A 26043-nucleotide genomic window follows, 5' to 3' on the forward strand; every position below is an offset into this window, starting at 1 on the left:
TGCGCTGAATGTGTGTAGCGTACGCGTTTCACCCCGTGCGGAGAGCCCCTCCGACCTGCGAATACCCGCCTCCTCTTGGCCCGTCCGACCCTTCCGAAGCACGTTCCTGTCGCTGTTGTCAAGCCCCGAGATATGCCCTGACCTGCGAAAACGCCATTCAGAAGACGCCGTATCCGTGTTACCCTGGATAGCCACGGAAGGGGTACCTGTCACATGACGTTCAAGGTTGGCGACACCGTGGTCTATCCCCATCACGGGGCCGCGCTGATCGAGGCCATCGAAACTCGCCAGATCAAAGGCGTGGACAAGACCTACTTGGTGCTGAAGGTCGCCCAGGGTGACCTGACGGTACGTGTGCCAGCGGACAATGCGGAGTTCGTCGGCGTGCGTGATGTGGTCGGTCAGGACGGGCTGGACCGGGTCTTCGAGGTGCTGCGCGCTCCGTATGCCGAGGAGCCCACGAACTGGTCGCGTCGTTACAAGGCAAACCTGGAGAAGCTCGCCTCCGGCGACGTCATCAAGGTCGCGGAAGTCGTGCGCGACCTGTGGCGCCGGGAGCGCGAGCGCGGACTCTCCGCAGGTGAGAAGCGCATGCTCGCCAAGGCCCGCCAGATCCTGGTGAGCGAGCTGGCCCTCGCGGAGAACACCAACGAGGACAAGGCCGAGGCCCTGCTCGACGAGGTTCTCGCATCCTGACGCCGGTCCTGATCCGGGGCGACCGCACCACTCGCCTCTGTTCAGCACACTGATAATGCCGCGGTGCCCGATGACGCGATCGCAGTCGCCGGGCGCTGCGGCATGTTCGTACCCGCGCGGCATCCCGCGCTTGGCGTCCCTGCCGTACGACGGGGTGGGCCCCCGATAGTGTGTGCCGGGCCCGGGCAGTGCGCCCGACCAGGGTCACGGAAGGGTCCGGTCGGGGCGTCGCGCCCGGCACGGTGTGGCCATACCCAGACAAGGCCAGCACACAAACCTGACAGGAACCGATGTCTGACGAATCGCGCCCTTCGCCCGCGGACGCCCGCCCCGCCGACCGCCCGGCGGACCGCCCCGCCACCCGTGTCGCCGCCGTGATCCCGGCCGCCGGCCGGGGTGTGCGCCTCGGCCCCGGCGCCCCCAAGGCGCTGCGCACGCTGGGCGGCACGCCGATGCTGGTCCACGCGGTGCGCGCGCTGGCCGCCTCCCGCGCCGTCTCCCTGGTGGTCGTGGTCGCCCCGCCCGACGGCGCCGCCGAGGTCAAGTCGCTGCTCGACGCCCACGCGCTGCCCGGCGGCACGCCGAGCGGCACCTGGGGCGGCACCGACTTCATGGTCGTCCCGGGCGGCGACAGCCGTCAGGAGTCCGTACGGCTCGGTCTGGAGGCGCTGCCGCCCGGTCACGACATCGTCCTCGTGCACGACGCGGCCCGCCCGCTGGTCCCGGTGGACACCGTGGACGCCGTCATCGAGGCCGTACGGGACGGGGCGGTGGCCGTCGTCCCCGCGCTGCCGCTCGCGGACACCGTGAAGCAGGTCGAGCCGGCCGCCGAGCCGGGCGCGCCCGAACCGGTGGTCGCCACCCCCGACCGGGCGCGGCTGCGCGCCGTGCAGACCCCGCAGGGCTTCGACCGGGCGACCCTGGTGCGCGCCCACGAGACGGTCACCGACGGCGTCACCGACGACGCGAGCATGGTCGAGCAGCTCGGCGAGCCGGTCGTGGCCGTGCCGGGACACGAGGAGGCCTTCAAGGTCACCCGCCCGCTCGACCTGGTCCTCGCCGAGGCGGTCCTCGCCCGCCGGAGGCTCAACGATGGCTTCTGACCCCCTGGTGCTGCCCCAGGTGGGCATCGGCACCGACATCCACGCCTTCGAGGAGGGCCGGGAGCTGTGGTGCGCGGGCCTGAAGTGGGAGGGCGAGGGGCCGGGACTGGCCGGGCACTCCGACGCCGACGTCGTCGCGCACGCCGCGTGCAACGCGTTGTTCTCCGCCGCCGGCCTCGGTGACCTCGGGCAGCACTTCGGCACCGGCCGGCCCGAGTGGTCGGGCGCGTCCGGGGTGACGCTGCTCGCTGAGGCCGCGCGGATCGTGCGCGAGGCGGGCTTCCGGATCGGGAACGTGGCCGTCCAGGTCGTGGGCCCCCGCCCGAAGATCGGCAGGCGGCGCGAGGAGGCGCAGAAGATCCTCTCCGAGGCGGCCGGCGCCCCGGTGACCGTCTCCGGCGCGACGACCGACGGGCTCGGCTTCCCCGGCCGGGACGAAGGGCTCATGGCCGTGGCGACGGCGCTCGTGGTGCGGGTGAGCTGAGGGCGTGCGAGGGTACCCGCGAAGCCCCGATCAGCCGATGGACCGGAGGGTGCCCCCATGTCCGCCGTACTGTCCGACCGCCTCAAGAGCCTGCTCGACAGCCCCGTCTTCGTCGTCCTCGGCACCGTTCAGCCCGACGGCAGCCCGCAGATGTCGCCGGTGTGGGTGAAGCGGGACGGCGACGACCTGCTCGTCTCGACCACCGCCGACCGGCGCAAGAAGCAGAACCTCGACCGCGACCCGCGGGTCGGCGTCGTCGTCCAGGACCCCGAGTCCCCGTACGAGTACGCCGAGATCCGCGGCACGGTGGAGATGACCACCGAGGGCGGCCAGGAGCTCATCGACGAGCTGAGCCTGAAGTACACCGGCAAGAAGTACGCCGAGTTCAACCCCGCCTCGGGGCAGGACGCGGAGCGGGTCGTCGTACGGATCAGGGCGCGGAAGATCGTCGGCAGCCTCTGAGCCGTGCCGCGGCCCGGCGGGCCCGGCCGGCGAGGTCACGAATGCGCCTTGTCACCGCGATGGTCGCAAGGCACTGCCCGCCGCCCACTACCCTGGAGTGGTGACCATTCGCCTGTACGACACCAGCGCCCGGCAGATCCGTGACTTCATCCCGCTCAAGCCGGGCTGCGTCTCGATCTACCTGTGCGGTGCCACCGTGCAGGCCGCCCCGCACATCGGGCACATCCGGTCGGGCCTGAACTTCGACATCATGCGCCGCTGGTTCGCCCACCGCGGCTACGAGGTGACGTTCATCCGCAACGTCACCGACATCGACGACAAGATCATCGCCAAGGCGCACGAGCAGAACCGCCCCTGGTGGTCCATCGGCTACGAGAACGAGCGCGCGTTCAACGACGGCTACACCGCCCTCGGCTGCCTGCCGCCCACCTACGAGCCCCGCGCGACCGGGCACGTGCCCGAGATGATCGAGATGATGCGCACGCTCATCGACCGCGGGCACGCCTACGCCGCCGACGGCAACGTCTACTTCGACGTGCGCTCCTTCCCGCAGTACCTGGAGCTGTCCCGGCAGGAGCTGGACAACCTGCTCCAGCCGTCCGGCGAGGGCGAGACCGGCAAGCGCGACCCCCGCGACTTCGCCATGTGGAAGGCGGCCAAGCCGGGCGAGCCGACCTGGCCCACCCCGTGGGGCGAGGGCCGGCCGGGCTGGCACCTGGAGTGCTCCGCCATGGCGCACAAGTACCTGGGCAGCGCCTTCGACATCCACGGCGGCGGCCTGGACCTGATCTTCCCGCACCACGAGAACGAGATCGCCCAGGCCAAGGCCTACGGCGACGAGTTCGCCAGGTACTGGGTGCACAACGCCTGGGTGACCATGGCCGGCGACAAGATGTCCAAGTCGCTGGGCAACAGTGTGCTGGTGTCGGAGATGGTCAAGCAGTGGCGCCCCATCGTGCTGCGCTACTACCTGGGCACCCCGCACTACCGCTCGATGATCGAGTACAGCGAGGAGTCGCTGCGCGAGGCCGAGTCCGCGTTCGCGCGGATCGAGGGCTTCATCCAGCGCGTGATGGAGAAGGCCGGCCCGGTGGAGCCCGCCGAGCAGGTGCCGCCCGCCTTCGCCGAGGCGATGGACGACGACCTGGGCGTCCCGCAGGCGCTCGCGGTCGTCCACACCACCGTCCGGCAGGGCAACAGCGCGCTGGCCGCCGACGACAAGGAGGCCGCCGTGGCCCGGCTCGCCGAGGTGCGGGCCATGCTCGGTGTCCTCGGTCTGGACCCGCTCGACGAGCAGTGGGCCGGCGAGGGCGGCGACCGCGGCGAGGACCTGCACGGCGTGGTGGACAGCCTGGTCCGCATGGTGCTCGACCAGCGCGAGGCCGCTCGTGCCCGCAAGGACTGGCCCACCGCGGACGCCATCCGCGACCAGCTCGGCCAGTCCGGTCTGGTGATCGAGGACAGCCCGCAGGGCCCGCGCTGGAGCCTCGGCCCCCGCTGAGCCCCCGCGCACCGAAGATCGACTGTGCCGCCCGGCCCCTCGGGCGGCACACTTCATAGACGTGACAGACGTACGTACCCCTCGTGCGAGTCACAGGTACGTACGACGATTTCGACAGACAGGTAGGTCATGGCCGCGAACAACCGCCGCATGTCCGGCAAGAAGGGCGCGCAGGTCGGCAGCGGCGGCAAGCGGCGCCGGGGCCTGGAGGGCAAGGGCCCCACGCCCCCCGCCGAGATGCGCAAGGGACACGCCAAGCAGCGTGCCGCCCAGGCGAAGACCCGCCGCGCGCAGGGCCGGCCGCAGCAGCGCCGCGGATCGGGCCGCTCGGCCTCCGAGCTGGTCGTCGGCCGCAACCCGGTCGTCGAGGCGCTGCGCGAGGGCGTGCCCGCCTCCACGCTCTACGTCCAGCAGTTCATCGACAACGACGAGCGGGTGCGCGAGGCGCTCCAGCTCGCCGCCGAGCGGGGCGGGATCAACCTCATGGAGGCCCCGCGTCCCGAGCTCGACCGGATGACGAACGGGCTCAACCACCAGGGTCTGGTCCTCCAGGTCCCGCCCTACGAGTACGCCCACCCCGAGGACCTCGCCGACGCCGCGTACGACGCGGGCGAGGACCCGCTGATCGTGGCCCTGGACGGGGTGACCGACCCGCGCAACCTCGGCGCGGTCGTCCGCTCCGTCTCCGCCTTCGGCGGGCACGGCGTGGTCGTGCCCGAGCGGCGCGCGGCCGGCATGACCGCGGGCGCCTGGAAGACCTCGGCCGGCACCGCGGCCCGTACCCCGGTGGCCCGCGCCACCAATCTGACGCGCGCCCTGGAGGCGTACCAGAAGGCGGGCATGACGGTGGTCGGCCTGGCCGCGGACGGCGAGGTCGAGCTCGGCGAGCTGGACGCGCTGGAGGGCCCGGTCGTGATCGTGGTCGGCAGCGAGGGCAAGGGCCTGTCGCGGCTGGTCGGCGAGACCTGCGACCTGAGGGTGCGCATCCCGATGCCGGGCGGGGCGGAGTCGCTCAACGCCGGTGTGGCGGCGGGCGTCGTGCTCTACGAGGCGGCCCGTCGGCGGGCGTGAACTCCCCCGCCGCACAGGGCGGGTGACCGAGGGGGCGTGAACTCCCTTGCCCCACACGGTGGGTGGCCGAACGGGCGTCCGTCCGGTCACCCACTCGGGTAAATCCGGGCGATCAGCGCAACCTTGACGCGGTCCGGACAGATCCGGCGGGTCAAGGCAGTGTCCTAACTCCCCATCACTCGGTTAGATGAGTGTGGACACCAGAACACCCCGCACTCCCACGGGGGAGGGCTCGTCGGCGATCGACGACGCTCCCGCGCTGAGCATGGTGAAGGTGCCGAGCGATCCGGCGCAGGTCATCGTCAATCACGCGAGCTTCCGCGTGCAGTTGGGCGCCTCCTCGCGGCGGGCCCAGTCACCGCGGATCGCCCGGCACTTGAGCGCCGCCGACGCCCCCGCGCGCAGGCCCGTCGTGGGTACGGCGGGCCGCGCCGGGGCCGCCGCCCACCGCCGCCCCGTCGTCTGGAGCGGCAGGTCCGCGCCCGACGACACCGGCGCCCACCGGCTGCTCCAGGCCGTCCGGGGCAGCGTGCGGCACGCCGAGGATCCGTCCGCGGACGCCGGGGCCACCCAGGTCATCCCGCGCGTCGACCCCGCCCCGGGCCACCGTGGCGGCGCCGTCGGCTACGACGACCTCGACCGGACCGTCGAGACCCCCGTCGTCGGGGCCCAGCGCACCGGCGAGCCCGGCACCCGGCTCCTGCCGCACATGCGGACCGTGGGCAGCGCCTACGAGGAGACCGCCGCGTACGGCGGTGCGGGCCACGCTCCCTACGGCCGGCCCCCTTACGGCGCGACCGAGTTCGTGGACGACTACGACCAAGGACCCGGTTACGGGCCGGAGTACGGCCAGGACGACGAGTACGGCCAGGACGAGGACGAGTACGGCCACGACCCCGAGACGGCCGGGCGCCGGCCCGGCAGGCGGCACGCCGACGACCCGGCGCGGCACGCGTACTACCCGGGCCGCCGGATGAACCTCGGCGTGGTCCTGCTCCCGCTGCGCGTCTTCCTCGGCTTCATCTCCATCTACGCCGGCATGGGCAAGCTGTGCGACCCGCTGTACTTCGACGGCGGCAAGCGCGGCTCCATGGTCAAGTGGCTCGACACCCTGCACCCCTGGGACGTCGCCGAGCCGCTGCGCCAGTTCGCGCTGCACCACCCCGTCGGCTCCGGCCTCGTGATCGCCTTCCTCCAGGTCATCGTCGGCGTGCTGACGGTGCTGGGCTGCTGGCAGCGGGTCGCGGCGGTGTTCGGCGCGCTGCTGTCGGCCGCGCTGATCGTCACCGTCAGCTGGAAGACCGTCCCGGTCTACGACGCGCCCGACATCATCTACCTCGCCGCCTGGTCCCCGCTGATCATCGCGGGCGCCCCGGTGTACTCGGTCGACGGCCGCCTCGCCGCCTCGGCGTGGCGGCGGCTCGGGCCGCGCTCCGACATCTGGGAGCTGCGGCGCTTCGTGCTGCGCCGGGGCGCGCTGCTCACGGTCGTCGTCACCGGTCTGACGCTGCTCGTGGGCTCGCTGCTCGGCGGCGCGGTGCGCGACTCCGACCGGGTGGTCGTGCCCGGGCCCGGCGAGGCCCCGCGCAACGAGCTGCCGGGCTCGCCGCTCCCGCGGACGCCGGGGCAGCAGCGGCACCACAAGGCGCCGTCCGCCTCCTCCTCGCCCCGCCACCACGGCGCCACGGCGGGCCCGTCCGGCGGCCCCGCGACCACCCCGGGCTCGCTCCGGGGCGGCGACGCGGCGACGTCCGGCTCGCCCAGCCAGACCCGGGGCACCACCGGGCGGAGCAGGCCGCGGCAGTCCTCGCCGGGCCACCAGGCGCCCAGCACCAGCGCGGGACCGACCTCCGGCGGCACCGCGACCGGCGGCGGCGGCTCCAGCGGCGGCGGCTCCTCCTCGGGGCAGCCGGGGCTCGTGGGAGGCCTGCTGGGCTGAAAACCGCCACCCCCTCGGCCGGTGCCGAGCAGCGTCGTCATGAGCGCTCGGCGCCGCGCCACGCGGGGTGACGGCCGCGGCGCCCTCCTGCCCCGACGCCTTCCGCGCGGCCAAGTTACCTGTGCGTTCCGCACGTCGGAGTGGTGACAGCGGTGACTGTTCCCGGCCGGGCGGCGCGTGACAGCGTCTCTCCTGGCACCGACCCGGTCGGAGGGAGCAGGAGTGAACAAGGGCTACGCCGTCTACTGCGACGCGGATCCGGACTTCTACGACGCTCCGCACCGCGCCGTCCCCGGCACCCGTGCCGCCGACTCCCGGTACGCGGCGGCCTCGCTGCCGGTGCCGGCCGGATGGCAGCGGGCAGAGATCGGTGACTGGCTCGCCCTTCGCCCGTCGGACGCGGTACTGCCGCCGCAGGGCTGGAAGATCCACGTCTCCGCCTGCCTGGACAACGCCGAGTCGGTCCTGGAGCGGGTACGGGACTACTGCCTCGAGCGCGGGGTCGCGTTCAAGTTCGTCCCGAGCCGCTATCTGCTGCACCAGCGCAACGCCAAGTACGCGGACCGGGCGGGCAGCGGGAAGTTCATCACCGTGTACCCGTCGGACGAGGAGCAGTTCGAGCGCCTCGCCGGCGAGCTGGCCGCACTGCTCGCCGGCGAACCGGGACCGCGGATCCTGAGCGACCTCAGACTGGGCGACGGCCCGGTGCACGTGCGCTACGGCAGCTTCACCCGCCGCAACTGCTACGACGACAACGGCGAACTGCGGCCCGCCGTGGCGAACCCCGAGGGCGTACTCGTCCCCGACCTCCGCGGCCCGGTGTTCCAGGTGCCCGACTGGGTGAGCGTGCCGGCCTTCCTGCGGCCCCACATCGACGCGCGGGCGACGGTGACGCTGGCCGGCATCCCGTACACCGTCGAGTCGGCGCTGCACTTCTCCAACGGCGGTGGCGTCTACCGGGCGCGTGACGTCCGCACGGGCGAGCTCGTGGTCCTCAAGGAAGGCCGCCCGCACGCCGGGCTGGCGGCCGACGGCGCCGACGCCGTGGCCCGCCTGCACCGCGAACGCCGGGCGCTGGAAAGGCTGTCGGGCCTGCCCTGCACGCCCGAGGTGCGGGGGTGCTTCACCGTGGGGGACCACCACTTCCTCGCCCTGGAGCACCTCGACGGCAAACCGCTCAACACCTTCTTCGCCCGGCGTCATCCGCTCATCGAGGCAGACCCCGGCGACCGGCGGCTGGCCGAGTACACCGAGTGGGCGCTCGACATCCACGCGCGGGTGGAGCAGGCCGTCGCGGACGTGCACGCCCGCGGTGTCGTCTTCAACGACCTGCACCTGTTCAACATCATGGTCCTCGACGACGGGCGGGTGGCCCTGCTGGACTTCGAAGCCGCCCATCACGTCGACGAGCCCGGCCGGCAGACGGTCGCCCATCCCGGGTTCGTGGCGCCCCCCGGCCTGCAGGGCACGGCCGTGGACCGGTACGCGCTGGCCTGCCTGCGGCTGGCCCTGTTCCTGCCGCTGACCAGCCTCCTCGCACTCGACCGGCGCAAGGCCGAGCACCTCGCCGACATCGTGTCGCGGCAGTTCCCGGTTCCGCGTGCCTTCTTCGACGCGGCGGTGAAGGAGATCACCGGCGCCACGCCCGCCCGGCCGCCGTCGGCGCGACGCGGAGGGGAGCACTTCGTCCCGGTCCAGCCGGGGGACTGGCCCCGCAGCCGGGACTCGATGACGGCGGCCATCCACGCGTCGGCGACCCCCTCGCGCGACGACCGCCTCTTCCCCGGCGACATCGCCCAGTTCGCCACCGCGGGCGGCGGGCTCTCGTTCGGCTACGGAGCGGCCGGAGTGCTGTACGCCCTCGCCGAGAGCGGTGCCGAGCGCGACGAGGACGAGGAGCAGTGGCTGCTCGACCGGACGAAGGAACTGCCGTCGGGCATGCCGCTGGGCTTCCACGACGGCGTCGCGGGAACCGCGTGGACCCTGGACCACCTGGGCCACCGGGACCGGGCGCTGGAGCTGACCGGGACGCTCCTGGAGCATCCGCTGGAGGATCTCGGCACGGACCTGCACAGCGGCACGGCCGGGGTCGGCCTGGCGCTGGACTCGCTGGCCGCCTCCACCGGCGACGCCGCCCTGCGCGCCGCGGCTGTGAGGTGCGCCGAGCTGAGCGCCCGGAGCATCGATGCCATCGGCGCACCCGGGGGCCGGCCCGGCGGCCCTCGCCGCCGAGCGGGCCTGCTGCACGGCGCGACGGGCAGCGCGCTGCTGTTCCTGCGCCTGTACGAACGCACCGGCGACACCGGCCTGCTCGACCTCGCCGGGGCCGCGCTGCGTCAGGACCTGTCGGCCTGCGTCCGGGGCGCGAGCGGCGCGCTCCAGGTGGACGAGGGCTGGCGCACGATGCCGTACCTGGGAGCCGGCAGCGTGGGCATCGGCATGGTGCTCGACGACTACCTGGCGCACCGCGCCGACGAGCGGTTCGAGCAGGCGCGGACGGAGATCGTGCGCGCCGCGCAGGCCATGTTCTACGCCCAGCCGGGGCTCTACCGCGGCGTGGCCGGGATGGTGCTGTACCTCGGCCGTACGACGGTCACCGGGGCGGGCACGGGTCCGGAGGCCGTCCGGCGCCAGACCGACGCGCTGGCCTGGCACGCCATGTCCTACCGCGGGCGGCTGGCCTTCCCCGGCGAACAGATGATGCGCCTGTCCATGGACCTCTCCACGGGAACCGCCGGGTGCCTGCTGGCCATCGCGTCCGTACGCGGTGAGCGCCCCGCCGCTCTGCCGTTCCTCCCCTCGCCGCGGCGGCTGCCGCGGCCCACGAGCCGGTCCCACCCGGGGCCGTGAACAACACCGTTGCTGAACGAAGGGAAGAGCACATGAACCTGTTCGATCTGCAGTCGATGGAGACCCCGAAGGAAGAGGCCATGGGGGACGTCGAGAACGGCAGCCGCGCCAGCCTGCTCCTCTGCGGCGACAGCAGCCTCAGCGTGACGACCTGTCACTGACGCGGGGGGCGGCCCGCCGTGCGGGCCGCCCGACCCGGCACCGGCGCCCCGGACTCGTGTCCAGGGCGCCGGTGCACGGCGTTTCCGGGCCCCGCCGCGGGTGGCGACGGCCACGAGGAGGGAGAGCTGTGGGGATCATTCCGGCCCGGCGGCGGACGCGTCCGGCGCCCGGCCCCCGCGACACCGGTCCGGGCCGCCTGCCCGAACTGCTGGTCCTGGCGTGCTCGGTGCTGGCGGCGGCGGTCGCCGTCGCCCAGCCCCTCGTCCTCGGCCGCACCCTGGACCTGCTGCTGCACGAAGGCTCCGCCGGGGTCTGGCTCGCGGCGAGCGCCGCACTGCTCGTCGGTGAGATCCTGCTCGACGGCCTGACCGCGCTGGTCACCGGCCGGTGCACCGCCGACTGGACCGCCGCGGTCCGCTCCCGCGCCCTCAGCGCAATGCTGCACGCCGTCCCGGACCTGGCCGGCCGGTACTCGCCGGGGGACGTGGCGACCCGGCTGACCCTCAACGCCTCCGACGCCGGCGGCGTTCCGGCGACCCGGGCCGCGCTGGCGGCCTCGCTCATCACCCCGGCCGGCGCGCTCGTCGCGCTGGCCGTCGTCGACGTGTGGGTCGCCGCCTGCGTCCTGGCCGGGCTGCCGGCCCTGGTACTGGTGCTGCGGGCGTTCGCCCGTGACACGGGGGCGTCGGTGCGGGACTACCAGCGCGTGCAGTCGGACATCGCGGCACGCCTGCTGGAGACGACGGACGGCGCGGAGACCATCGCCGCCGCCGGGACGGCCGTCCGGGAACGCGAGCGCGTGCTGACGCCGCTGGCCGAACTGGCCGGGCTTGGCCGGCTCATGTGGGTGCTGCACGGCAGAGCGCTGGCGACCGGCGGTGTCCTGGTCCCGCTGCTGACCCTGGCCGCCACGGCCGTCGGCGGCCTCCGCCTCGGCGCGGGGGCCCTGAGCGTCGGCGAACTGCTGGCGGTGGTCCGGTACGCCCAGCTGACCGCGGGATTCGGCAGCGCGGCCACCCTGCTCGGCGCACTCGTCAGAGGGCGGTCGGCGCGGGAACGCACCACGGCGCTGGAACAGCTTCCCGCCCTGCCCTGCGGAACCCGGACTCTTCCCCCGGACGGTCCCGGCGCCCTCGAACTGCGCGGGGTGCGGGTCCGGCGGGACGGGGCGGAGGTCCTGCGGGTGGACCATGTCGTCGTGCCGGGCGGCCTGACCGCCGCGGTCGTGGGCCGCACCGGTGCCGGCAAATCCGTCCTGGCCGCCGTGGCCGGCCGGCTGATCGACCCCGACGAGGGGGAGGTCCTGCTGGACGGGACACCTCTTGACCGGCTGACCCGCCCGTGCCTGCGCGCGGAGGTCGGCTTCGCCTTCGCGCGGCCGGTACTGGCCGAGGGCACCGTGGCGGAAGCCGTCGCGGCCGGACCACGCTCCGTGTCACCGCGGCGGATCCGGCAGGCGCTGCGCGTCGCGGGCGCCGACACCTTCGTACGCCGCCTGCCCGGCGGGTACGACACCCCCCTCGCCGACGCCCCTTTGTCCGGCGGCGAATACCAGCGCCTCGGCCTGGCCCGCGCCTTCGCCCACGCGGGCCGGCTGCTCGTCATGGACGACGCGACATCCAGCCTCGACACGGTCACGGAACACGCGGTGGACCAGGCACTGCGCCGCTCCCTCGGGACCGCCACACGGCTGGTCGTGGCGCACCGCCCGTCGGTCGCGGCCCGGGCCGATCTCGTGATCTGGCTCGAGGGCGGACGGGTACGGGCGGTGGGCTCCCATCGGCGCCTGTGGACGGAGGCCGCCTACCGGGCGGTGTTCGCCACCGGGGAGCACGGCGCCGTAGCCCTCGGGACGGAGGACGGCACCGTAGCCTCCGGGGCGGAGGACGGCGCCGTAGCCCTCGGGGCGGAGGACGGCGCCGTAGCCTCCGGGGCGGAGGCCGGCTCCGTAGCCCTCGGGGCGGAGGCCGGCACCGTAGCCCTCGGGGCGGAGGCCGGCTCCGTAGCCCTCGGGGCGGAGGACGGCTCCGTAGCCTCCGGGGCGGAGGACGGCTCCGTAGCCCTCGGGGCGGAGGACGGCTCCGTAGCCTCCGGGGCGGAGGACGGCGCCGTAGCCCTCGGGGCGGAGGCCGGCGCCGTAGCCTCCGGGGCGGAGGCCGGCTCCGTAGCCCTCGGGGCGGAGGCCGGCGCCGTAGCCTCCGGGGCGGAGGACGGCACCGTAGCCCTCGGGTCGGAGGCCGGCACCGTAGCCCTCGGGGCGGAGGCCGGCACCGCAGCCTCCGGGGCGGAGGACGGCACCGTAGCCCTCGGGACGGAGGACGGCACCGTAGCCTCCGGGGCGGAGGACGGCACCGTAGCCCTCGGGTCGGAGGCCGGCACCGTAGCCCTCGGGTCGGAGGACGGCTCCGTAGCCCTCGGATCGGAGGCCGGCACCGTACCTCCCGGGACCGGGCACGGCACCGTGCCCCTCGGGACCGGGGACGGTGACGGGCTCCGGCGGGGCGGGATGCCTTCTGCCCGCGGGAAGGTGCGGCCGTGACCGCCGTCGACGGCGGCCGTTCCGCCGCCCCGCCCGCCCGCGGCCCCGGGACGCTGGTCCGGCTCCTGCCGCCCACCCGCCGCTTCCTCGCCGCACGCAAGTACGTCCTCGCCCGGCTCGCGGCGTGGTCCGTGGCGGAGTCCGCGCAGACCCTGCTCGTCGGCTACGGAGTCGCCAAGGCCGTCGACCGGGGGTTCCTCGCCGGTGACACCCTCGCCGGACTCGGCTGGCTCGCGGTGTCCGGCGTCGCCGTGCTGCTCGGAGCGCCGGTGGTCAGAGGCGTCTTCGCCCAGCTGGCCGGGCTGACGGAGCCGCTGCGCGACCAGCTGGTGCGGCGGACGGCCGACCAGTCGATGGCCCGTGCCCTGGCCCACCCCGGTGGTGGGGACCGCGCCGCGGTCTCGCGGCTCACGAACCAGGCCGAGACCGTGCGGGACAGCTTCGCCGGGATCGTCCTCACGCTGCGCTCGTTCGTCTTCACCGCCGCCGGGGCCCTGCTGGGACTGTTCTCACTGGACCCGGTCCTCCTCGTCGTCGTCGTGCCGCCCCTCGTCGGGGGCCTCGCCCTGTTCCTGGCCACCCTGCGGCCCATGGCGGCCACGCAACGGCGGGCGCTCGCCGCCGACGAGGCGCTGGGCGATCACGCGGCGCGCACCCGGCGGGCGCTGCGCGACATCACCGCCTGCGGGACGGAGGCGGCAGCGGCACGGGACGGAGCGCGGCTCGTCGCCGAAGCGGCCGCCGCCTCACGGGCCCTCGCCCGCTGGAGCGCGGTACGGGCGCTGGCCCTCGGCGTCGCCGGCCAACTGCCGGTGCTGCTCCTGGTGGTGGCCGTGCCGTGGCTGCGCGGAAGGGGAGTGACCACCGGCGCCCTGCTGGGCGCGTTCACCTACCTCGCCCAGGCGCTGCTGCCCGCGCTACACACCCTCATGACGGCGATCGGCGCCGCGGGAACCCGGCTGCTCGTGGTCCTGGACCGGTTCACCACGCCGGCGCGGCCTTCGTCCCCCACCCCCGCCGTGCCCCGGACGCCGCCCGCCGACGCCCGTGCCGGCCTGCCGCGGCAGGCAGCCTGCCCGCCGCGCGAAGCCCCCCGCGACCCGTGCCCGGCCCCCGCGGTGGAGCTGCGGGCGGTGACCGTGGCCTACGGGGCGGCGGCCGAGCCGGTCCTCGACGCGCTCGATCTCCGCGTCGAGGACGGCGAACACCTGGCCGTCGTCGGTCCCAGCGGCATCGGCAAGTCGACCCTCACCCGCCTCATCGCCGGGACACTCGCCCCCGGCAGCGGCGAGGTCGAAGTGGCCGGCGTCAGGATCGCCGGCCGGAGCCCGGCCGAACTCGCCCCCCTTCGCGTCCTGCTGCCCCAGCAGGCGTACGTCTTCACCGGGACGGTCCGGGACAACCTCGGCTACCTGCGGCCGGACGCGCGGCCGGACGACATCGAGGAAGCCGTACGAGAACTCGGGGCCGGCCCTCTCGTCGAGCGCCTGGGCGGGCTCGACGCGCCGGTACGTCCCGGCGACCTCTCGCAGGGCGAGCGGCAGTTGCTGGTGCTGGCACGCGCACACCTGTCGACGGCCCGGCTGCTCCTCCTGGACGAGGCGACCTGCCATCTCGACGCGGCGGCGGAGGCGCGGGCCGAGGAGGCGCTCGCACGGCGTCCGGGAGCACTCGTCGTCGTGGCGCACCGCATGTCGTCCGCGATGCGGGCCGACCGGATCCTGCTGCTGGACGGTACCGGTGCCGTGTGCGGCACCCACCGGGACCTCCTCGCCCGTTCGCCCCTCTACCGTGACCTGGTGGGGCACTGGAGCGGAACCGGACAGTGACCCGGTCACGTCCAGCCGGCGCTCTGCACGATGCGTATCGCGTCCACGCGGTTGCGCGCCCCCAGCTTCCGTATGGCGCTGGCCATGTAGTTGCGGACGGTGCCCCGGGACAGGTGCAGGCAGGTGGCGATCTCCGCGATCGGGGCGCCCTGCGCCGCCAGGCAGACCACGTTCAGCTCGCGCGTGGTCAGCGGCATCTGTGACGCTTCCAGCAGCGCCACGGTGAGTCTCTCGTCGAGGAAACGCTCGCCCTTGGCGACGGTGTGGCAGGCGGCGATCAACTGCTGCGAGGGGGAGTTCTTGTCGACGAACCCCAGCGCTCCCGCGTCGAACGCCCTGCGCAGCACTCCAGGCCGCTGCGAAGTCCCGAGGACGACGAGACGACCCCCGCAGCGGTCCCGGAACCACGCGCGACCGACGTCCTCCGGTCTGCGCAGGCAGTCCCCGTCCACCACACACACGTCCGGGGGCAGGTCGCCGTCCTCCGGGCCGCCACCGCGAAAGGACACGGAGGAGACCTCCAACCCGTCCGCGGATCTGAGCAGTTGCACCAGTGCCGTGCGTAACAGTGCCGCGTCGTGCACCACGAGAACACGAACCATGCGCGCCCAACCCCCTCGGCCTCCCGGTCGTCCCACGACGTCCGGGCTCGTCCCCACCCCCCACCCACTGCCCCGACGCCACCGAGAAAGGCAGAACTGGCAATTGCCCCACCGCTCAGCGACATCAATACGCCGTTCTCAGGGGCGTGCCCAAGCGGAGGAGGGAGCAGCACATGTCCGGAAGGCGGCCCTTGACAGACCGCGCCCACCGGGCCGGCCGCCGCTGGGGACGACTCGGCGGACGTCGGCGGGGAGAACTCCCGGCCGCCCGCGGGGAGAGAACGAGACAGCCGTTGCCGAAAACGCACGGCGCGAATGTGGCCCGAACGCTGCGGTCACTCTTGAAAAAGGCCCCGCACCGAGTGGTGCGGGGCCTTACCCGTGCGGTGGGCCGTCCGCTACGCGCGGCGCAGGGAGGCCAGTTCCTTGGCGGCCTCCGTGAGGTCCTTGGCGGTGTCGATGGCCCGCCAGTAGGCGCCCTGCGGGATCGGGAAGCCCGCCAGGCGCCGCTCCCGCGCCAGGTGGGGGAAGGTGGTGCGCTCGTGGTCGCCCCGTTCGGGCAGCAGGCCGGCGAACTCGGGGGAGAAGACGTAGACGCCCGCGTTGATCTCGAAGGTGGAGGGCGGGGCCTCGATGAAGTCTGTGATGTGACCGAAGCCGTCCGTCTTCACCGCGCCCCACGGGATGCGCGGACGGGCCAGCGCGAGAGTGGCGACCGCGTCACGCTCGGTGTGGAAGTCGGCCATGTCGCGCAGCGAGAAGCGCGTCCAGATGTCGCCGTTGGTGGCGTACCAGGGCCGGTCCGGGTGGGGGAGGTGGGCGGCGGCGAACTTCAGGCCGCCGCCGCGGCCGAGGGGCTCGGTCTCCACCGCGGTGGTGACGTTGACGGGGAGGTCCGACGACTTCAGCCAGGTCTGCAGGACCTCCGCGAGGTGCCCGCACGACACCACGACGTCCGTCACGCCCTCCTCGGCGAGCCAGGCGAGCTGGTGGCCGATGATCGGGATGCCCGTGCCGGGGATCTCGACCATCGGCTTGGGCCGGTCGTCCGTGTAGGGGCGCAGCCGGGATCCCTGGCCCCCGGCCAGGACGACGGCTTGGGTGGGGCGGGTCGCCGCGTTCGGATGGGTCATGACGGAACTGTACGTCCCGCGCCCGCCCGGCCTCGCGCGCGTGTGCGGCCGCGCTGTGTCGCGCGGCCGCACACGACGCGGCCCGGGCCCGGTCAGCTGTGCGCCGCGAGGACCCCGGAGGCGAAGGAGGTGTCGCAGACCGGGCGGGCGAAGGACTGGGCGCGGGAGGGGCCGTAGATGCGGACGGCGGCGCGGCCCAGGGTGCGGGCGATCGACGCGCAGTGCGCGGCCAGCGAGGGGCGGCCGTTGACCGCCTGCTGGAGGTGGGTCAGCGCGACGCCGGGGTTCTTCTCCTGCAGCTCGGTCAGCAGCTGGTCGCGCAGTACGTCCTGCGGGGCGCGGGCGCGGGCGCGGTCGTGGACGGCGACCTCGGCCACCGACGCGTCGGACGCGGTGAGCACCGAGTTCGAGGGGCTCCCCGACCAGTTGACTCGGGTGACCGCGAGGGTCCCGGAGAGCACCAGGACGACGGGCAGGACGAGGGCGAGGGAGCGGCCGATCCGGCGGGCGGGGCCCCGGCCGCGTCGCGTGATGTGGGTGGTGGAGTGCTTCACGCGAGTGAGGGTAGCGCCCGGTAATGATTTGGCGACATTTAGTCACCACTTCGGGGGATGCCGACGGGGCCCTTGGCGGGTGACATGTTGACGCACACTGCTCGAAATGTCCCCTGCGCCGGGGTATTTCGCGGGAGCGGGAGGACACGGAAAAGGGCCCCGCCGCTGTTCGCGGGGCCCTTTTCGTCAACCCGGGTGAAACACCCGGTTCTTTCCGGATGTTTCAGCCGTACGGGGCTCGGCCGGCTCAGTCCGTGAGGCGCTCGCCGGTCGAGGTGGAGAACACGTGGGTCTCGCCCGGCCGCGGCACGACGTGCAGCGTGGAGCCCTTCTCCGGGACCTGGCGGCCGTTGACGCGGACCACGAGGTCCTTCGGCTCGCCGCCGACCTCGGCGGTGCCGTAGACGTAGCCGTCGGCGCCGAGCTCCTCCACGACGTTCACCGAGACCGCGAGGCCGGCCGGGGCCTCCTCGGAGTCCTTGGACAGCGAGGCCGCGGCGCCGCCGCCCAGCTCCACCACGTCGAAGTGCTCGGGGCGGACGCCGACCGTGACCGTGCGGTCACCCTTGTCGGAGGCGGCCTTGAGCGCATCGCGGTTGACCGGCACCACGCTGTTGCCGAACTTCACACCGCCGTCGGTGATCGGCACCTCGACCAGGTTCATCGCCGGGGAGCCGATGAAGCCGGCCACGAACAGGTTGGCGGGCCTGTCGTACATGTTGCGCGGCGAGTCGACCTGCTGGAGCAGACCGTCCTTGAGCACGGCCACCCGGTCGCCCATGGTCATGGCCTCGACCTGGTCGTGGGTGACGTAGACGGTGGTGATGCCGAGGCGGCGCTGCAGCGAGGCGATCTGCGTACGGGTGGACACGCGGAGCTTGGCGTCCAGGTTGGACAGCGGCTCGTCCATGAGGAAGACCTGCGGCTCGCGCACGATGGCCCGGCCCATGGCGACACGCTGGCGCTGACCGCCGGAGAGCGCCTTCGGCTTGCGGTCCAGGTACTCGGTCAGGTCGAGGATCTTCGCGGCCTCCTCGACCTTCTGCCGGATCTCCGCCTTGTTGACGCCGGCGATCTTGAGCGCGAAGCCCATGTTGTCGGCGACCGTCATGTGCGGGTAGAGCGCGTAGTTCTGGAACACCATGGCGATGTCCCGGTCCTTGGGCGGCAGATGGGTGACGTCGCGGTCACCGATGCGGATGACGCCGGAGTTGACGTCCTCGAGCCCCGCGAGCATCCGCAGCGAGGTGGACTTGCCGCAGCCGGACGGGCCGACCAGGACGAGGAACTCGCCGTCCTCGATGTCGATGTCGAGCGCGTCGACGGCGGGCTTGTCGGAACCCGGGTAGATCCGGGTCGCCTTGTCGAACTGGACAGTGGCCATGGCGAATGGGCCCCCTTCTACCGGCAGGAACGTGCCGGACGATCCGTTGTAGGAAGGTGGTTGCCACTACGGGTGATTCCGTTGTGGTGTGGTGTAGTCCACAAGGGTGAACTGGCACAGGACGCTACCTGGCGTCCACCTCGTCTGTCAGCACTTGAGGCCCTGTGAACTTCGCGGAAATTTTCGAGGTGGGCGGCGGTGGCCCGGGTACACTGCACGGGCACGAGCGCACAGGGCCGTGCACGCCTCCTTAGCTCAGCTGGTCAGAGCGCCGCTCTTGTAAAGCGAAGGTCGTCGGTTCGAATCCGACAGGGGGCTCCGCGTGGTGAGGCCACCGGCACCTCGGGTGCCGGTGGCCTTGTTCGTTCCCGTTCGTTCGCGTTCTCCTCCGGGCCGGGTGGTCAGGCCGTCCGGAGGAGGGCGGCCAGGACCTCGCGCAGGGTGCCCTCCGGGTCCGGGGTGGCGCCGGTGGCGCGCCAGGCCACGAAGCCGTCCGGGCGGACGAGGACCGCGCCGTCGGCGGTCGTGCCGTGGGCCCGGGCCCAGTCGGGGGCGTCGGTCGCGCCGCCGGGGCCGGCCGGGGCGGGCCCCGGTTCCTGGGTGAGGTCCTTGCCGATCCGGTACGGGACCAGGGGGAGGTCCTCCGTCTCGGCGATCCTGCGGGCCGCCGTGTGCCAGCCCGCGCCGGAGCCGGCGTCGGAGAGGAGGACAAGGGAGCGCTCGTACAGGTCGAGGGTGGAGATGCGGTCGCCGTCGCGGCGCAGCCACAGGTGGGGGGCCCGGCTGCCCGGCTCGCCGGTCAGGCGCATGCCCTCGGGGACGACCGCCTGGTCGGGGTCGGCGCCGACGACCGCGCCGTGCGGGTAGCGGTAGCCGAGGACGACGTTGAGGATGCCGCCGCGCTTGGCGCCGCCGACGCCGGGCGCGGGCGCGAAGCCGGGGTGGCTGTGCTCGACGGAGCGGGCCGAGGCGCGGGCGCTGGTGGCGGTGGCGACCGGGCGGCGCTCGGTGTCGTAGGTCTCCAGGAGGCCGGGGCCGGCCCAGCCGCCGAGGACGGCGGCGAGCTTCCAGGCGAGGTTGTGGGCGTCCTGGATGCCGGTGTTGGAGCCGAAGGCGCCGGTGGGCGACATCTCGTGGGCGGAGTCGCCGGCGAGGAAGACGCGGCCGCGGGAGTAGCGGTCGGCGACGCGTTCGGCGGCCCGCCAGGACGCCTTGCCGGTGACCTCCACGTCGAGGTCCGGCTCGCCGATGGCGCGGCGGATGTGCCGCTGGAGGCGGTCCTCGGTGAACTCCTCCAGGGTCTCGCCGCGCTCGGGGTGCCAGGGCGCGTGGAAGACCCAGTGCTCCTTGTTGTCGACCGGGAGCAGGGCGCCGTCCGCGTCCGGGTGGGTGAGGTAGCAGCAGATGAAGCGACGGTCGCCCACGACGTCGGCGAGGAGCTTGGAGCGGAAGGTGACGCTGACGTTGGCGAACAGGTCGCCGGGGCCGCTCCGGCCGATGCCGAGCCGCTCCCGCACCGGGCTGCGCGGCCCGTCGGCGGCGACGAGGTAGTCGGCGCGGACGGTGTACCGCTCGTCGGTGGCGCGGTCCCGTACGACCGCCGTGACGCCGTCGCCGTCCTGCTCGAAGGTCTCCAGCTCGTGGGAGTAGCGCAGGTCGCCGCCGAGCGCGCGGGCGCCCTCCACGAGGACGGGCTCGAGGTCGTTCTGGCTGCACAGGCACCAGGCGGTCGGGCTGAACCTCGCCAGCCCCCCGCCCGGGTCGATGTGCTTGAACAGCCACTCGCCGGCGTCGCCGACCAGGGTGGGCGTCTGGAGGATGCCGTGGTTGTCGGCGAGCAGCGAGGCCGCCGCCTTGATGCCGGGCTCGATGCCGGCCACCCGGAACAGCTCCATGGTCCGCACGTTGTTGCCGCGTCCGCGTGGGTGGAAGGAGGTGCCGGCGTGCCGCTCGACCAGCATGTGCGGCACGCCGAGGCGGCCGAGGAACAGCGAGGTGGACAGGCCCACCAGGGAGCCGCCGACGATGAGGACGGGGACCCGGTGGTCGGCTTCTTGGCGCATCGATGCCTCCGAAAGCGGGGTGCGGGGTCAGGGCGCGTCGGAGTTTCCATGCCCTGCGCGCGGGCCGTCCGCGTGCGTCCGCGGGGCCAATCACCCGTGTGATCACCCACGTGGTGCACACGAGTCGCGCACCGCCTGGGACCGGCACAGGATCGAGATCACGTGACGTCGCGTCACCCGCGGCGGGCGTGTCCCCTCCCCTTCCGTCCCGTGCCAACCGCAAGTCCCGTCAAGGAGACGTACGCAGATGACCGCGATTTCTGAGCGTGTTTCAGACCCGACCGAGCAGCAGGCCTCGAAACGTGTCTCCCAGTCCGTCTTCGACGGCTCCCGGCTCCGGGTCGTGCTGCTGGTGGACGTCTACGACGGCGCCCAGCAGCAGTTCCTGGAGGCGTACGAGGAGATGAGCAAGCAGGTCGCCTCCGTTCCCGGGCACGTCAGCGACCAGCTGTGCCAGTCGATCGAGAACCCCTCCCAGTGGCTCATCACCAGCGAGTGGGAGAGCGCGCCGCCGTTCCTCGCCTGGGTGAACAGCGAGGAGCACGTGCGGATGGTGCAGCCGATGCACAGCTGCATCCGCGACACCCGCTCGCTGCGCTTCCACATCGTGCGCGAGACCGGCGTGGAGAAGGCCTCGGCCGGGCGCCGGCTCCAGGCCTCGCCGCGGATCGGCGACGGTGTGATCCGGCACGCGCTGACCTTCACGGTGAAGCCGGGCAGCGAGCAGAAGGTCGCCGAGCTGCTGGCGAACTACAAGTCGCCCGAGGCGCGGGTGGACGACACCACCAGGCTGTGCCGGACCTCGCTGTTCATGCACGGCAACCGGGTGGTGCGGGCCATCGAGGTGCGCGGGGACCTGCTGGCGGCGCTGCGGCACGTGGCCCGGCAGCCGGAGATCCGCGCGGTGGAGGAGGCCATCAACCCGTATCTGGAGCAGGCCCGCGACTTCGACGACCAGGAGTCCGTACGGGTGTTCTTCACCCGGGCGGCGCTGCCCGCGGTGCACCACGTGACGGGCGGTCAGGACACGGAGCGGGCCGAGCGGCACGCCCTGTACTACCCGGCCCGCCCGGGCATGGGCATGAAGCTGGCCGAGCTGCTGGCCCAGCAGGACGAGCGGGCCGCCGACGACCCGCGCAGCCCGGTGCTGGTCAGCACGGTCTTCGAGCGGGACGACGTGGTCGTACGGCTCATCGACGTGCGCGGCGGGCTGGACGCGGACCCGGCCGCCGCGCTGGGCATCGCGGACCCCGCGCAGGTGGCGGAGCTGACCACGCTGCTGGACGAGGACGCCGCCAAGAAGGACGGCGACCTGACCCGGCTCCTCGGCCTGGCCCGGATGGACCTCGTCACCGACCGCCGGTCCGCCCCGGACGCCTGACGCCGCCGCCCCCAAGAGACGACCACACCCACCGGAGGAACGACGTGATCAAACCCAGGCCCAGGATCGTGGACCTCAGCGACACCGAGCCCAACACCCGGCGCGGAGGCGATCTGCGCGCCATGCTCACCCCGGCCACGGTCGGTTCCACCAGCGGTTTCATGGGCGTGGCCATCGTGCAGCCCGGCGACCGCATCGGCGAGCACTACCACCCGTACTCCGAGGAGTTCGTCTACGTCGTCTGCGGCGACCTCGAGGTCGACCTGGACGGCGAGCCGCACGCGCTCCGGCCCGAGCAGGGCCTGATGATCCCCGCCTACATGCGCCACCGCTTCCGCAACGTGGGCAACGTGGAGGCGCGGATCGTCTTCCACCTCGGTCCGCTCGCGCCGCGCCCGCAGCTCGGCCACGTGGACACCGAGGGCTCCGAGACGGTGCCGGTGGCGGCCGGCGCGGTGCAGGACGCGGATCCCGCCGAGGTGCGGTCATGACCAGGCGGGTGGCGGTCACCGGCATAGGCGTGGTGGCGCCGGGCGGCATCGGCGCGCCGGCGTTCTGGGACCTGCTGGTGTCGGGGCGTACCGCGACACGCGGCATCACGTTCTTCGACCCGGCGGGGCTGCGGTCCCGGATCGCCGCGGAGTGCGACTTCGACCCGGTCGCCGCGGGGCTGGGCGAGGAGCAGGCGGCGCGCTGCGACCGCTACATACAGTTCGCGCTGGTGGCGGGCGAGGAGGCCGTACGGGACTCGGGCATCGACCTCGCCGGGGAGAACCCCTGGCGGGTCGCGGTCTCGCTGGGCACCGCCGTCGGCGGCACCACACGCCTGGAGAACGACTACGTCCTGGTCAGCCATGGCGGCGAGCGCTGGGACGTGGACCACGAGCGGGCCCGCCCGCACCTGGAGCGGGCGTTCACGCCGAGCACGCTGGCCTCGACGGTGGCCGAGCGGTTCGGGGCGCGCGGGCCGGTGCAGACCGTCTCCACGGGCTGCACCTCCGGGCTCGACGCGGTCGGGTACGCCCTGCACACCGTGGAGGAGGGCCGGGCCGACATCTGCATAGCGGGCGCGTCGGACTCGCCCATATCCCCGATCACCATGGCGTGCTTCGACGCGATCAAGGCCACCTCGCCGAACAACGACGACCCGGCCCACGCCTCCCGCCCCTTCGACAACGACCGTGACGGGTTCGTCATGGGCGAGGGCGGCGCGGTGCTCGTCCTGGAGGAGCTGGAGCACGCCAGGGCGCGCGGCGCGCACGTGTACTGCGAGCTGAGCGGCTACGCCACCTTCGGCAACGCCTACCACATGACCGGTCTGACCAGTGAGGGCCTGGAGATGGCACGGGCCATCGAGACCGCGCTCGACCACGCCCGGCTGGACGGCTCCGCCATCGACTACGTCAACGCGCACGGCTCGGGCACCCGGCAGAACGACCGGCACGAGACGGCCGCGGTGAAGCGGGCGCTGGGCCGGCACGCCTACGACACTCCCATGAGCTCCATCAAGTCGATGGTGGGCCACTCGCTGGGGGCGATCGGGGCGATCGAGGTGGTGGCCTGCGTGCTGGCCCTGGCCCACCAGGTGGTCCCGCCGACCGCGAACTACGAGACCCCCGACCCGGAGTGCGACCTGGACTACGTCCCGCGCACCGCCCGCGAGCGGAAGCTGGACGCCGTGCTCTCCGTGGGCAGCGGGTTCGGCGGCTTCCAGTCCGCGGTGATCCTGACCCGGCCGTAGGGAGTGAGGGAGAGGACACGATGAGTGCATCCCATGAACGGCGCGCGGCCGTCACCGGCATCGGTGTGGTCGCGCCCAACGGAACGAGCACCGAGACCTTCTGGAAGGCCACCCAGGAGGGCCTGAGCGTCCTCGACCGCGTGACCCGCGAGGGCTGTGAGCACCTGCCGCTGAAGGTGGCCGGCGAGGTGCGGTCCTTCGACGCCTCGGCGGCGATCGAGGAGCGCTACCTCGTCCAGACCGACCGCTTCACGCACTTCGCCATGGCGGCGGCCGACGCGGCCCTGGAGGAGGCGCGGCTCGGCCAGGCCGCCACCGGGGGCGCCCCGTTCTCGGCCGGCGTGGTCACGGCGGCCGGGTCCGGCGGCGGCGAGTTCGGCCAGCGGGAGCTGCAGAAGCTGTGGGGCAAGGGCAGCCGTTACGTGGGCCCCTGGCAGTCGATCGCCTGGTTCTACGCGGCGAGCACCGGCCAGATCTCCATCCGGCGCGGCTTCAAGGGGCCCTGTTCGGTGGTGGCCGCCGACGAGGCCGGGGGCCTGGACGCGCTGGCGCACGCCGCGCGGGCGGTGCGGCGCGGCACGGACGTGATCGTGGCGGGCTCGACGGAGGCGCCGCTGGCCCCGTACTCGATGGTGTGCCAGCTCGGCTACGAGGAGCTGAGCCCGGTGTCCGACCCGGAGCGGGCCTACCGCCCGTTCACCGAGGCGGCGTCGGGGTTCGTGCCGGCCGAGGGCGGCGCGATGCTCGTCGTGGAGGAGGCGGGCGCGGCCCGGGAGCGGGGCGTGCCGGTGCGGGCGACGGTCGCCGGGCACGCGGCGACGTTCACCGGCGCCTCCCGCTGGGAGCTGTCCCGTGAGGGGCTCGCCGAGGCGATCCGCGGGGCGCTGGCCGAGGCCGGGTGCGCGCCGGAGGAGGTCGACGTGGTCTTCGCCGACGCGCTCGGCGTGCCGGAGGCCGACCGGGCCGAGGCCCTGGCCATCGCGGACGCGCTCGGCGCGCACGGGCGGCGGGTGCCGGTCACGGCGCCGAAGACGGGCATCGGGCGCGGCTACTGCGCGGCGCCGGTGCTGGACGCGGCGGCGGCGGTCCTGGCGATGGAGCACGGACTGATCCCGCCCACCCCGAACGTCGCCGACATCTGCCATGACCTCGATCTGGTGACCAGCCGGGCCCGCGCCGCCGAGGTGCGTACCGCGCTGGTCCTCAGCCGGGGCCTCATGGGCTCGAACTCGGCGCTGCTGCTGCGGCACGGCGCCGCCGAGGCCTCCTAGCGAGGCCGCCCGCAGGTACCGGGAGCCGCGTCCGGCGACCGGGAGCTACCGGGAGCGAAAAGGAGAGGATCCGCATGAGTGTCCGAATCACCGTGGAAGAACTGTCCGAACTCATGAAGAAGGCGGCCGGTATCACGGTCAGCCCCAAGGAGCTGGCGGACCGGCCCGACCGGGGCTTCGACGAGCTCGGCATCGACTCGCTCGGCCTGCTCGGCATCGTCGGCGAGCTGGAGAACCGGCACGGTACGCCGATGCCCGCCGACGCGGAGCGCTGCAAGACGCCCCGGAAGTTCCTCGACCTCGTCAACAGCACCCTTCTGGCAGGAGCGTAAGAGATGGCCGGACACACCGAGAACGAGATCACCATCGCGGCGCCGGTGGACCTGGTCTGGGACATGACCAACGACGTGGAGAAGTGGCCGCAGCTGTTCAGCGAGTACGCCTCCGCCGAGATCCTGAAGCAGGAGGGCGACAAGTGCACCTTCCGGCTGACCATGCACCCCGACGAGAACGGCACCGTGTGGAGCTGGGTCTCCGAGCGTGAGCCGGACCGGGCGACGCTCACCGTCAGGGCGCGGCGGGTGGAGACCGGGCCGTTCGACCACATGGACATCCACTGGCGGTACGAGGAGGTGCCGGCCGGGACGCGGATGGTGTGGACGCAGGACTTCGCGATGAAGCCGGACGCGCCGGTCGACGACGACTGGATGACCGACAACATCAACAAGAACTCCAAGGTCCAGATGGCCCTCATCAAGGAGAAGGTCGAGCAGGCCGCCCGCGGGGGCCGCCGGCCCGAGGCGGCCCTGAGCACCGACTGATCGTCCGGACCGCAGTGAGCCGGACCGTAGGAGGAGGACAACGCCCATGCACCAGGCCCTGATCGTGGCCCGGATGGCGCCGGGCTCGGCCCCGGACATCGCCAAGATCTTCGAGGAGTCCGACCGGGGCGAGCTGCCGCACCTGGTCGGCGTCACCCGGCGCAGCCTGTTCCAGTTCGGCGATGTGTACATGCACCTCGTCGAGGCCGACCGTGACCCCGGGCCCGCCATCGCCAAGGTGGCCGGGCACCCGGAGTTCCGGGACATCAGCGAGCGGCTGTCGGCGTACGTCAGCGCGTACGACCCGCAGACGTGGCGTTCGCCGAAGGACGCCATGGCGCACCGCTTCTACGTCTGGGAGCGCGACGGCCGGGGCTGAACCTGGCCGGGGACGGACGGGAAACGGCCGCCGGGCCCGCGGATCCCCGCGGGCCCGGCGGCCGTCGCCGTGCCGCTC

General features: G+C 73.4%; 23 protein-coding genes and 1 tRNA gene. 19 read left to right on the forward strand and 5 right to left on the reverse strand.

Annotation, left to right across the window (positions count from 1 at the left end; genetic code table 11):
* The first annotated feature begins 213 nt into the window (after positions 1-213).
* The 11 genes from IE217_RS19380 (at position 214) to IE217_RS19430 (ending at position 14636) form a co-directional block, all read left to right on the forward strand.
* Positions 214-696: a CarD family transcriptional regulator gene (locus IE217_RS19380; protein ID WP_003953493.1), complete on the forward strand. Its 483-nt coding sequence runs from the start codon at positions 214-216 to the stop codon at positions 694-696.
* A 290-nt stretch (positions 697-986) separates the two neighbouring features.
* Positions 987-1799, forward strand: a complete 813-nt coding sequence (ispD, locus tag IE217_RS19385; RefSeq protein WP_190179159.1) for a 2-C-methyl-D-erythritol 4-phosphate cytidylyltransferase — start codon at positions 987-989, stop codon at positions 1797-1799.
* Complete coding sequence (gene ispF, locus IE217_RS19390; protein ID WP_190179160.1) at positions 1789-2283, forward strand: 2-C-methyl-D-erythritol 2,4-cyclodiphosphate synthase; 495 nt, start codon at positions 1789-1791, stop codon at positions 2281-2283. Before ispD ends, ispF begins: the two co-directional genes overlap by 11 nt.
* A 57-nt stretch (positions 2284-2340) precedes the next feature.
* A complete protein-coding gene (locus IE217_RS19395; protein ID WP_190179161.1) occupies positions 2341-2745 on the forward strand; it encodes a PPOX class F420-dependent oxidoreductase in 405 nt (134 codons plus the stop codon).
* Positions 2746-2845: 100 nt separating this feature from the next.
* A complete protein-coding gene (gene cysS, locus IE217_RS19400; RefSeq protein ID WP_190179162.1) occupies positions 2846-4246 on the forward strand; it encodes a cysteine--tRNA ligase in 1401 nt (466 codons plus the stop codon).
* 129 nt (positions 4247-4375) lie between these two features.
* Positions 4376-5317, forward strand: coding sequence for a 23S rRNA (guanosine(2251)-2'-O)-methyltransferase RlmB (rlmB, locus tag IE217_RS19405; RefSeq protein WP_190179163.1), 942 nt, complete (start codon positions 4376-4378; stop codon positions 5315-5317).
* 187 nt (positions 5318-5504) lie between these two features.
* Complete coding sequence (locus IE217_RS19410; RefSeq protein ID WP_190179164.1) at positions 5505-7256, forward strand: DoxX family protein; 1752 nt, start codon at positions 5505-5507, stop codon at positions 7254-7256.
* Positions 7257-7478: 222 nt separating this feature from the next.
* Positions 7479-10106, forward strand: a complete 2628-nt coding sequence (lanKC, locus tag IE217_RS19415; RefSeq protein WP_190179165.1) for a class III lanthionine synthetase LanKC — start codon at positions 7479-7481, stop codon at positions 10104-10106.
* Between the two features lie 32 nt (positions 10107-10138).
* Complete coding sequence (gene ramS / locus IE217_RS19420) at positions 10139-10267, forward strand: mycelium formation morphogenetic lantipeptide SapB (RefSeq protein ID WP_190179166.1); 129 nt, start codon at positions 10139-10141, stop codon at positions 10265-10267.
* Between the two features lie 128 nt (positions 10268-10395).
* Complete coding sequence (locus IE217_RS19425; protein ID WP_190179167.1) at positions 10396-12807, forward strand: ABC transporter ATP-binding protein; 2412 nt, start codon at positions 10396-10398, stop codon at positions 12805-12807.
* Positions 12804-14636 (forward strand): ATP-binding cassette domain-containing protein, encoded by a 1833-nt coding sequence (locus tag IE217_RS19430; protein ID WP_190179168.1) that lies wholly within the window; start codon positions 12804-12806, stop codon positions 14634-14636. The genes IE217_RS19425 and IE217_RS19430 overlap by 4 nt, the downstream gene beginning before the upstream one ends.
* A gap of 5 nt (positions 14637-14641) precedes the next feature.
* Here IE217_RS19430 and IE217_RS19435 read toward each other — a convergent pair whose 3' ends face one another.
* From IE217_RS19435 to IE217_RS19450, 4 genes are all read right to left on the reverse strand, one after another.
* Positions 14642-15238: a response regulator transcription factor gene (locus IE217_RS19435; RefSeq protein WP_190179169.1), complete on the reverse strand. Its 597-nt coding sequence runs from the start codon at positions 15236-15238 to the stop codon at positions 14642-14644.
* A 398-nt stretch (positions 15239-15636) separates the two neighbouring features.
* Positions 15637-16371 carry a nucleotidyltransferase family protein gene (locus IE217_RS19440; protein ID WP_190179170.1) on the reverse strand — a complete coding sequence of 245 codons (735 nt, stop codon included), beginning with the start codon at positions 16369-16371 and terminating at the stop codon, positions 15637-15639.
* A gap of 92 nt (positions 16372-16463) precedes the next feature.
* Entirely contained in the window at positions 16464-16925 is a 462-nt protein-coding gene (locus IE217_RS19445) for a hypothetical protein (protein WP_190179171.1), read from the reverse strand.
* Between the two features lie 247 nt (positions 16926-17172).
* Entirely contained in the window at positions 17173-18309 is a 1137-nt protein-coding gene (locus tag IE217_RS19450) for an ABC transporter ATP-binding protein (RefSeq protein ID WP_190179172.1), read from the reverse strand.
* Positions 18310-18553: 244 nt separating this feature from the next.
* Here IE217_RS19450 and IE217_RS19455 point away from each other — a divergent pair.
* Positions 18554-18627 (forward strand) — tRNA-Thr (locus tag IE217_RS19455).
* 83 nt (positions 18628-18710) lie between these two features.
* Here the strand turns inward: IE217_RS19455 and IE217_RS19460 are convergent.
* Positions 18711-20372 carry an FAD-dependent oxidoreductase gene (locus tag IE217_RS19460; protein ID WP_190179173.1) on the reverse strand — a complete coding sequence of 554 codons (1662 nt, stop codon included), beginning with the start codon at positions 20370-20372 and terminating at the stop codon, positions 18711-18713.
* A gap of 247 nt (positions 20373-20619) precedes the next feature.
* Here IE217_RS19460 and IE217_RS19465 point away from each other — a divergent pair, with 247 nt between their 5' ends.
* The 7 genes from IE217_RS19465 (at position 20620) to IE217_RS19495 (ending at position 25965) form a co-directional block, all read left to right on the forward strand.
* Positions 20620-21753 carry a SchA/CurD-like domain-containing protein gene (locus IE217_RS19465; protein WP_190179174.1) on the forward strand — a complete coding sequence of 378 codons (1134 nt, stop codon included), beginning with the start codon at positions 20620-20622 and terminating at the stop codon, positions 21751-21753.
* Between the two features lie 44 nt (positions 21754-21797).
* On the forward strand, positions 21798-22244 hold the full coding sequence (locus tag IE217_RS19470) for a cupin domain-containing protein (RefSeq protein WP_229865412.1): 447 nt from the start codon (positions 21798-21800) through the stop codon (positions 22242-22244).
* The gene (locus IE217_RS19475; RefSeq protein ID WP_190179175.1) at positions 22241-23494 is read left to right on the forward strand and encodes a beta-ketoacyl-[acyl-carrier-protein] synthase family protein; all 1254 of its coding nucleotides are present in this window, start codon (positions 22241-22243) and stop codon (positions 23492-23494) included. Before IE217_RS19470 ends, IE217_RS19475 begins: the two co-directional genes overlap by 4 nt.
* A gap of 20 nt (positions 23495-23514) precedes the next feature.
* Complete coding sequence (locus IE217_RS19480) at positions 23515-24765, forward strand: beta-ketoacyl synthase N-terminal-like domain-containing protein (RefSeq protein WP_190179176.1); 1251 nt, start codon at positions 23515-23517, stop codon at positions 24763-24765.
* A gap of 74 nt (positions 24766-24839) precedes the next feature.
* The gene (locus tag IE217_RS19485; protein WP_189705843.1) at positions 24840-25097 is read left to right on the forward strand and encodes an acyl carrier protein; all 258 of its coding nucleotides are present in this window, start codon (positions 24840-24842) and stop codon (positions 25095-25097) included.
* A gap of 3 nt (positions 25098-25100) precedes the next feature.
* Positions 25101-25586: an SRPBCC family protein gene (locus IE217_RS19490; protein WP_190179177.1), complete on the forward strand. Its 486-nt coding sequence runs from the start codon at positions 25101-25103 to the stop codon at positions 25584-25586.
* 46 nt (positions 25587-25632) lie between these two features.
* Positions 25633-25965, forward strand: a complete 333-nt coding sequence (locus tag IE217_RS19495; protein WP_189705845.1) for a TcmI family type II polyketide cyclase — start codon at positions 25633-25635, stop codon at positions 25963-25965.
* The last annotated feature ends 78 nt before the right edge of the window (positions 25966-26043 follow it).

The organism is Streptomyces naganishii JCM 4654, from assembly GCF_014650575.1.
GTDB classification, from domain to species: domain Bacteria; phylum Actinomycetota; class Actinomycetes; order Streptomycetales; family Streptomycetaceae; genus Streptomyces; species Streptomyces naganishii.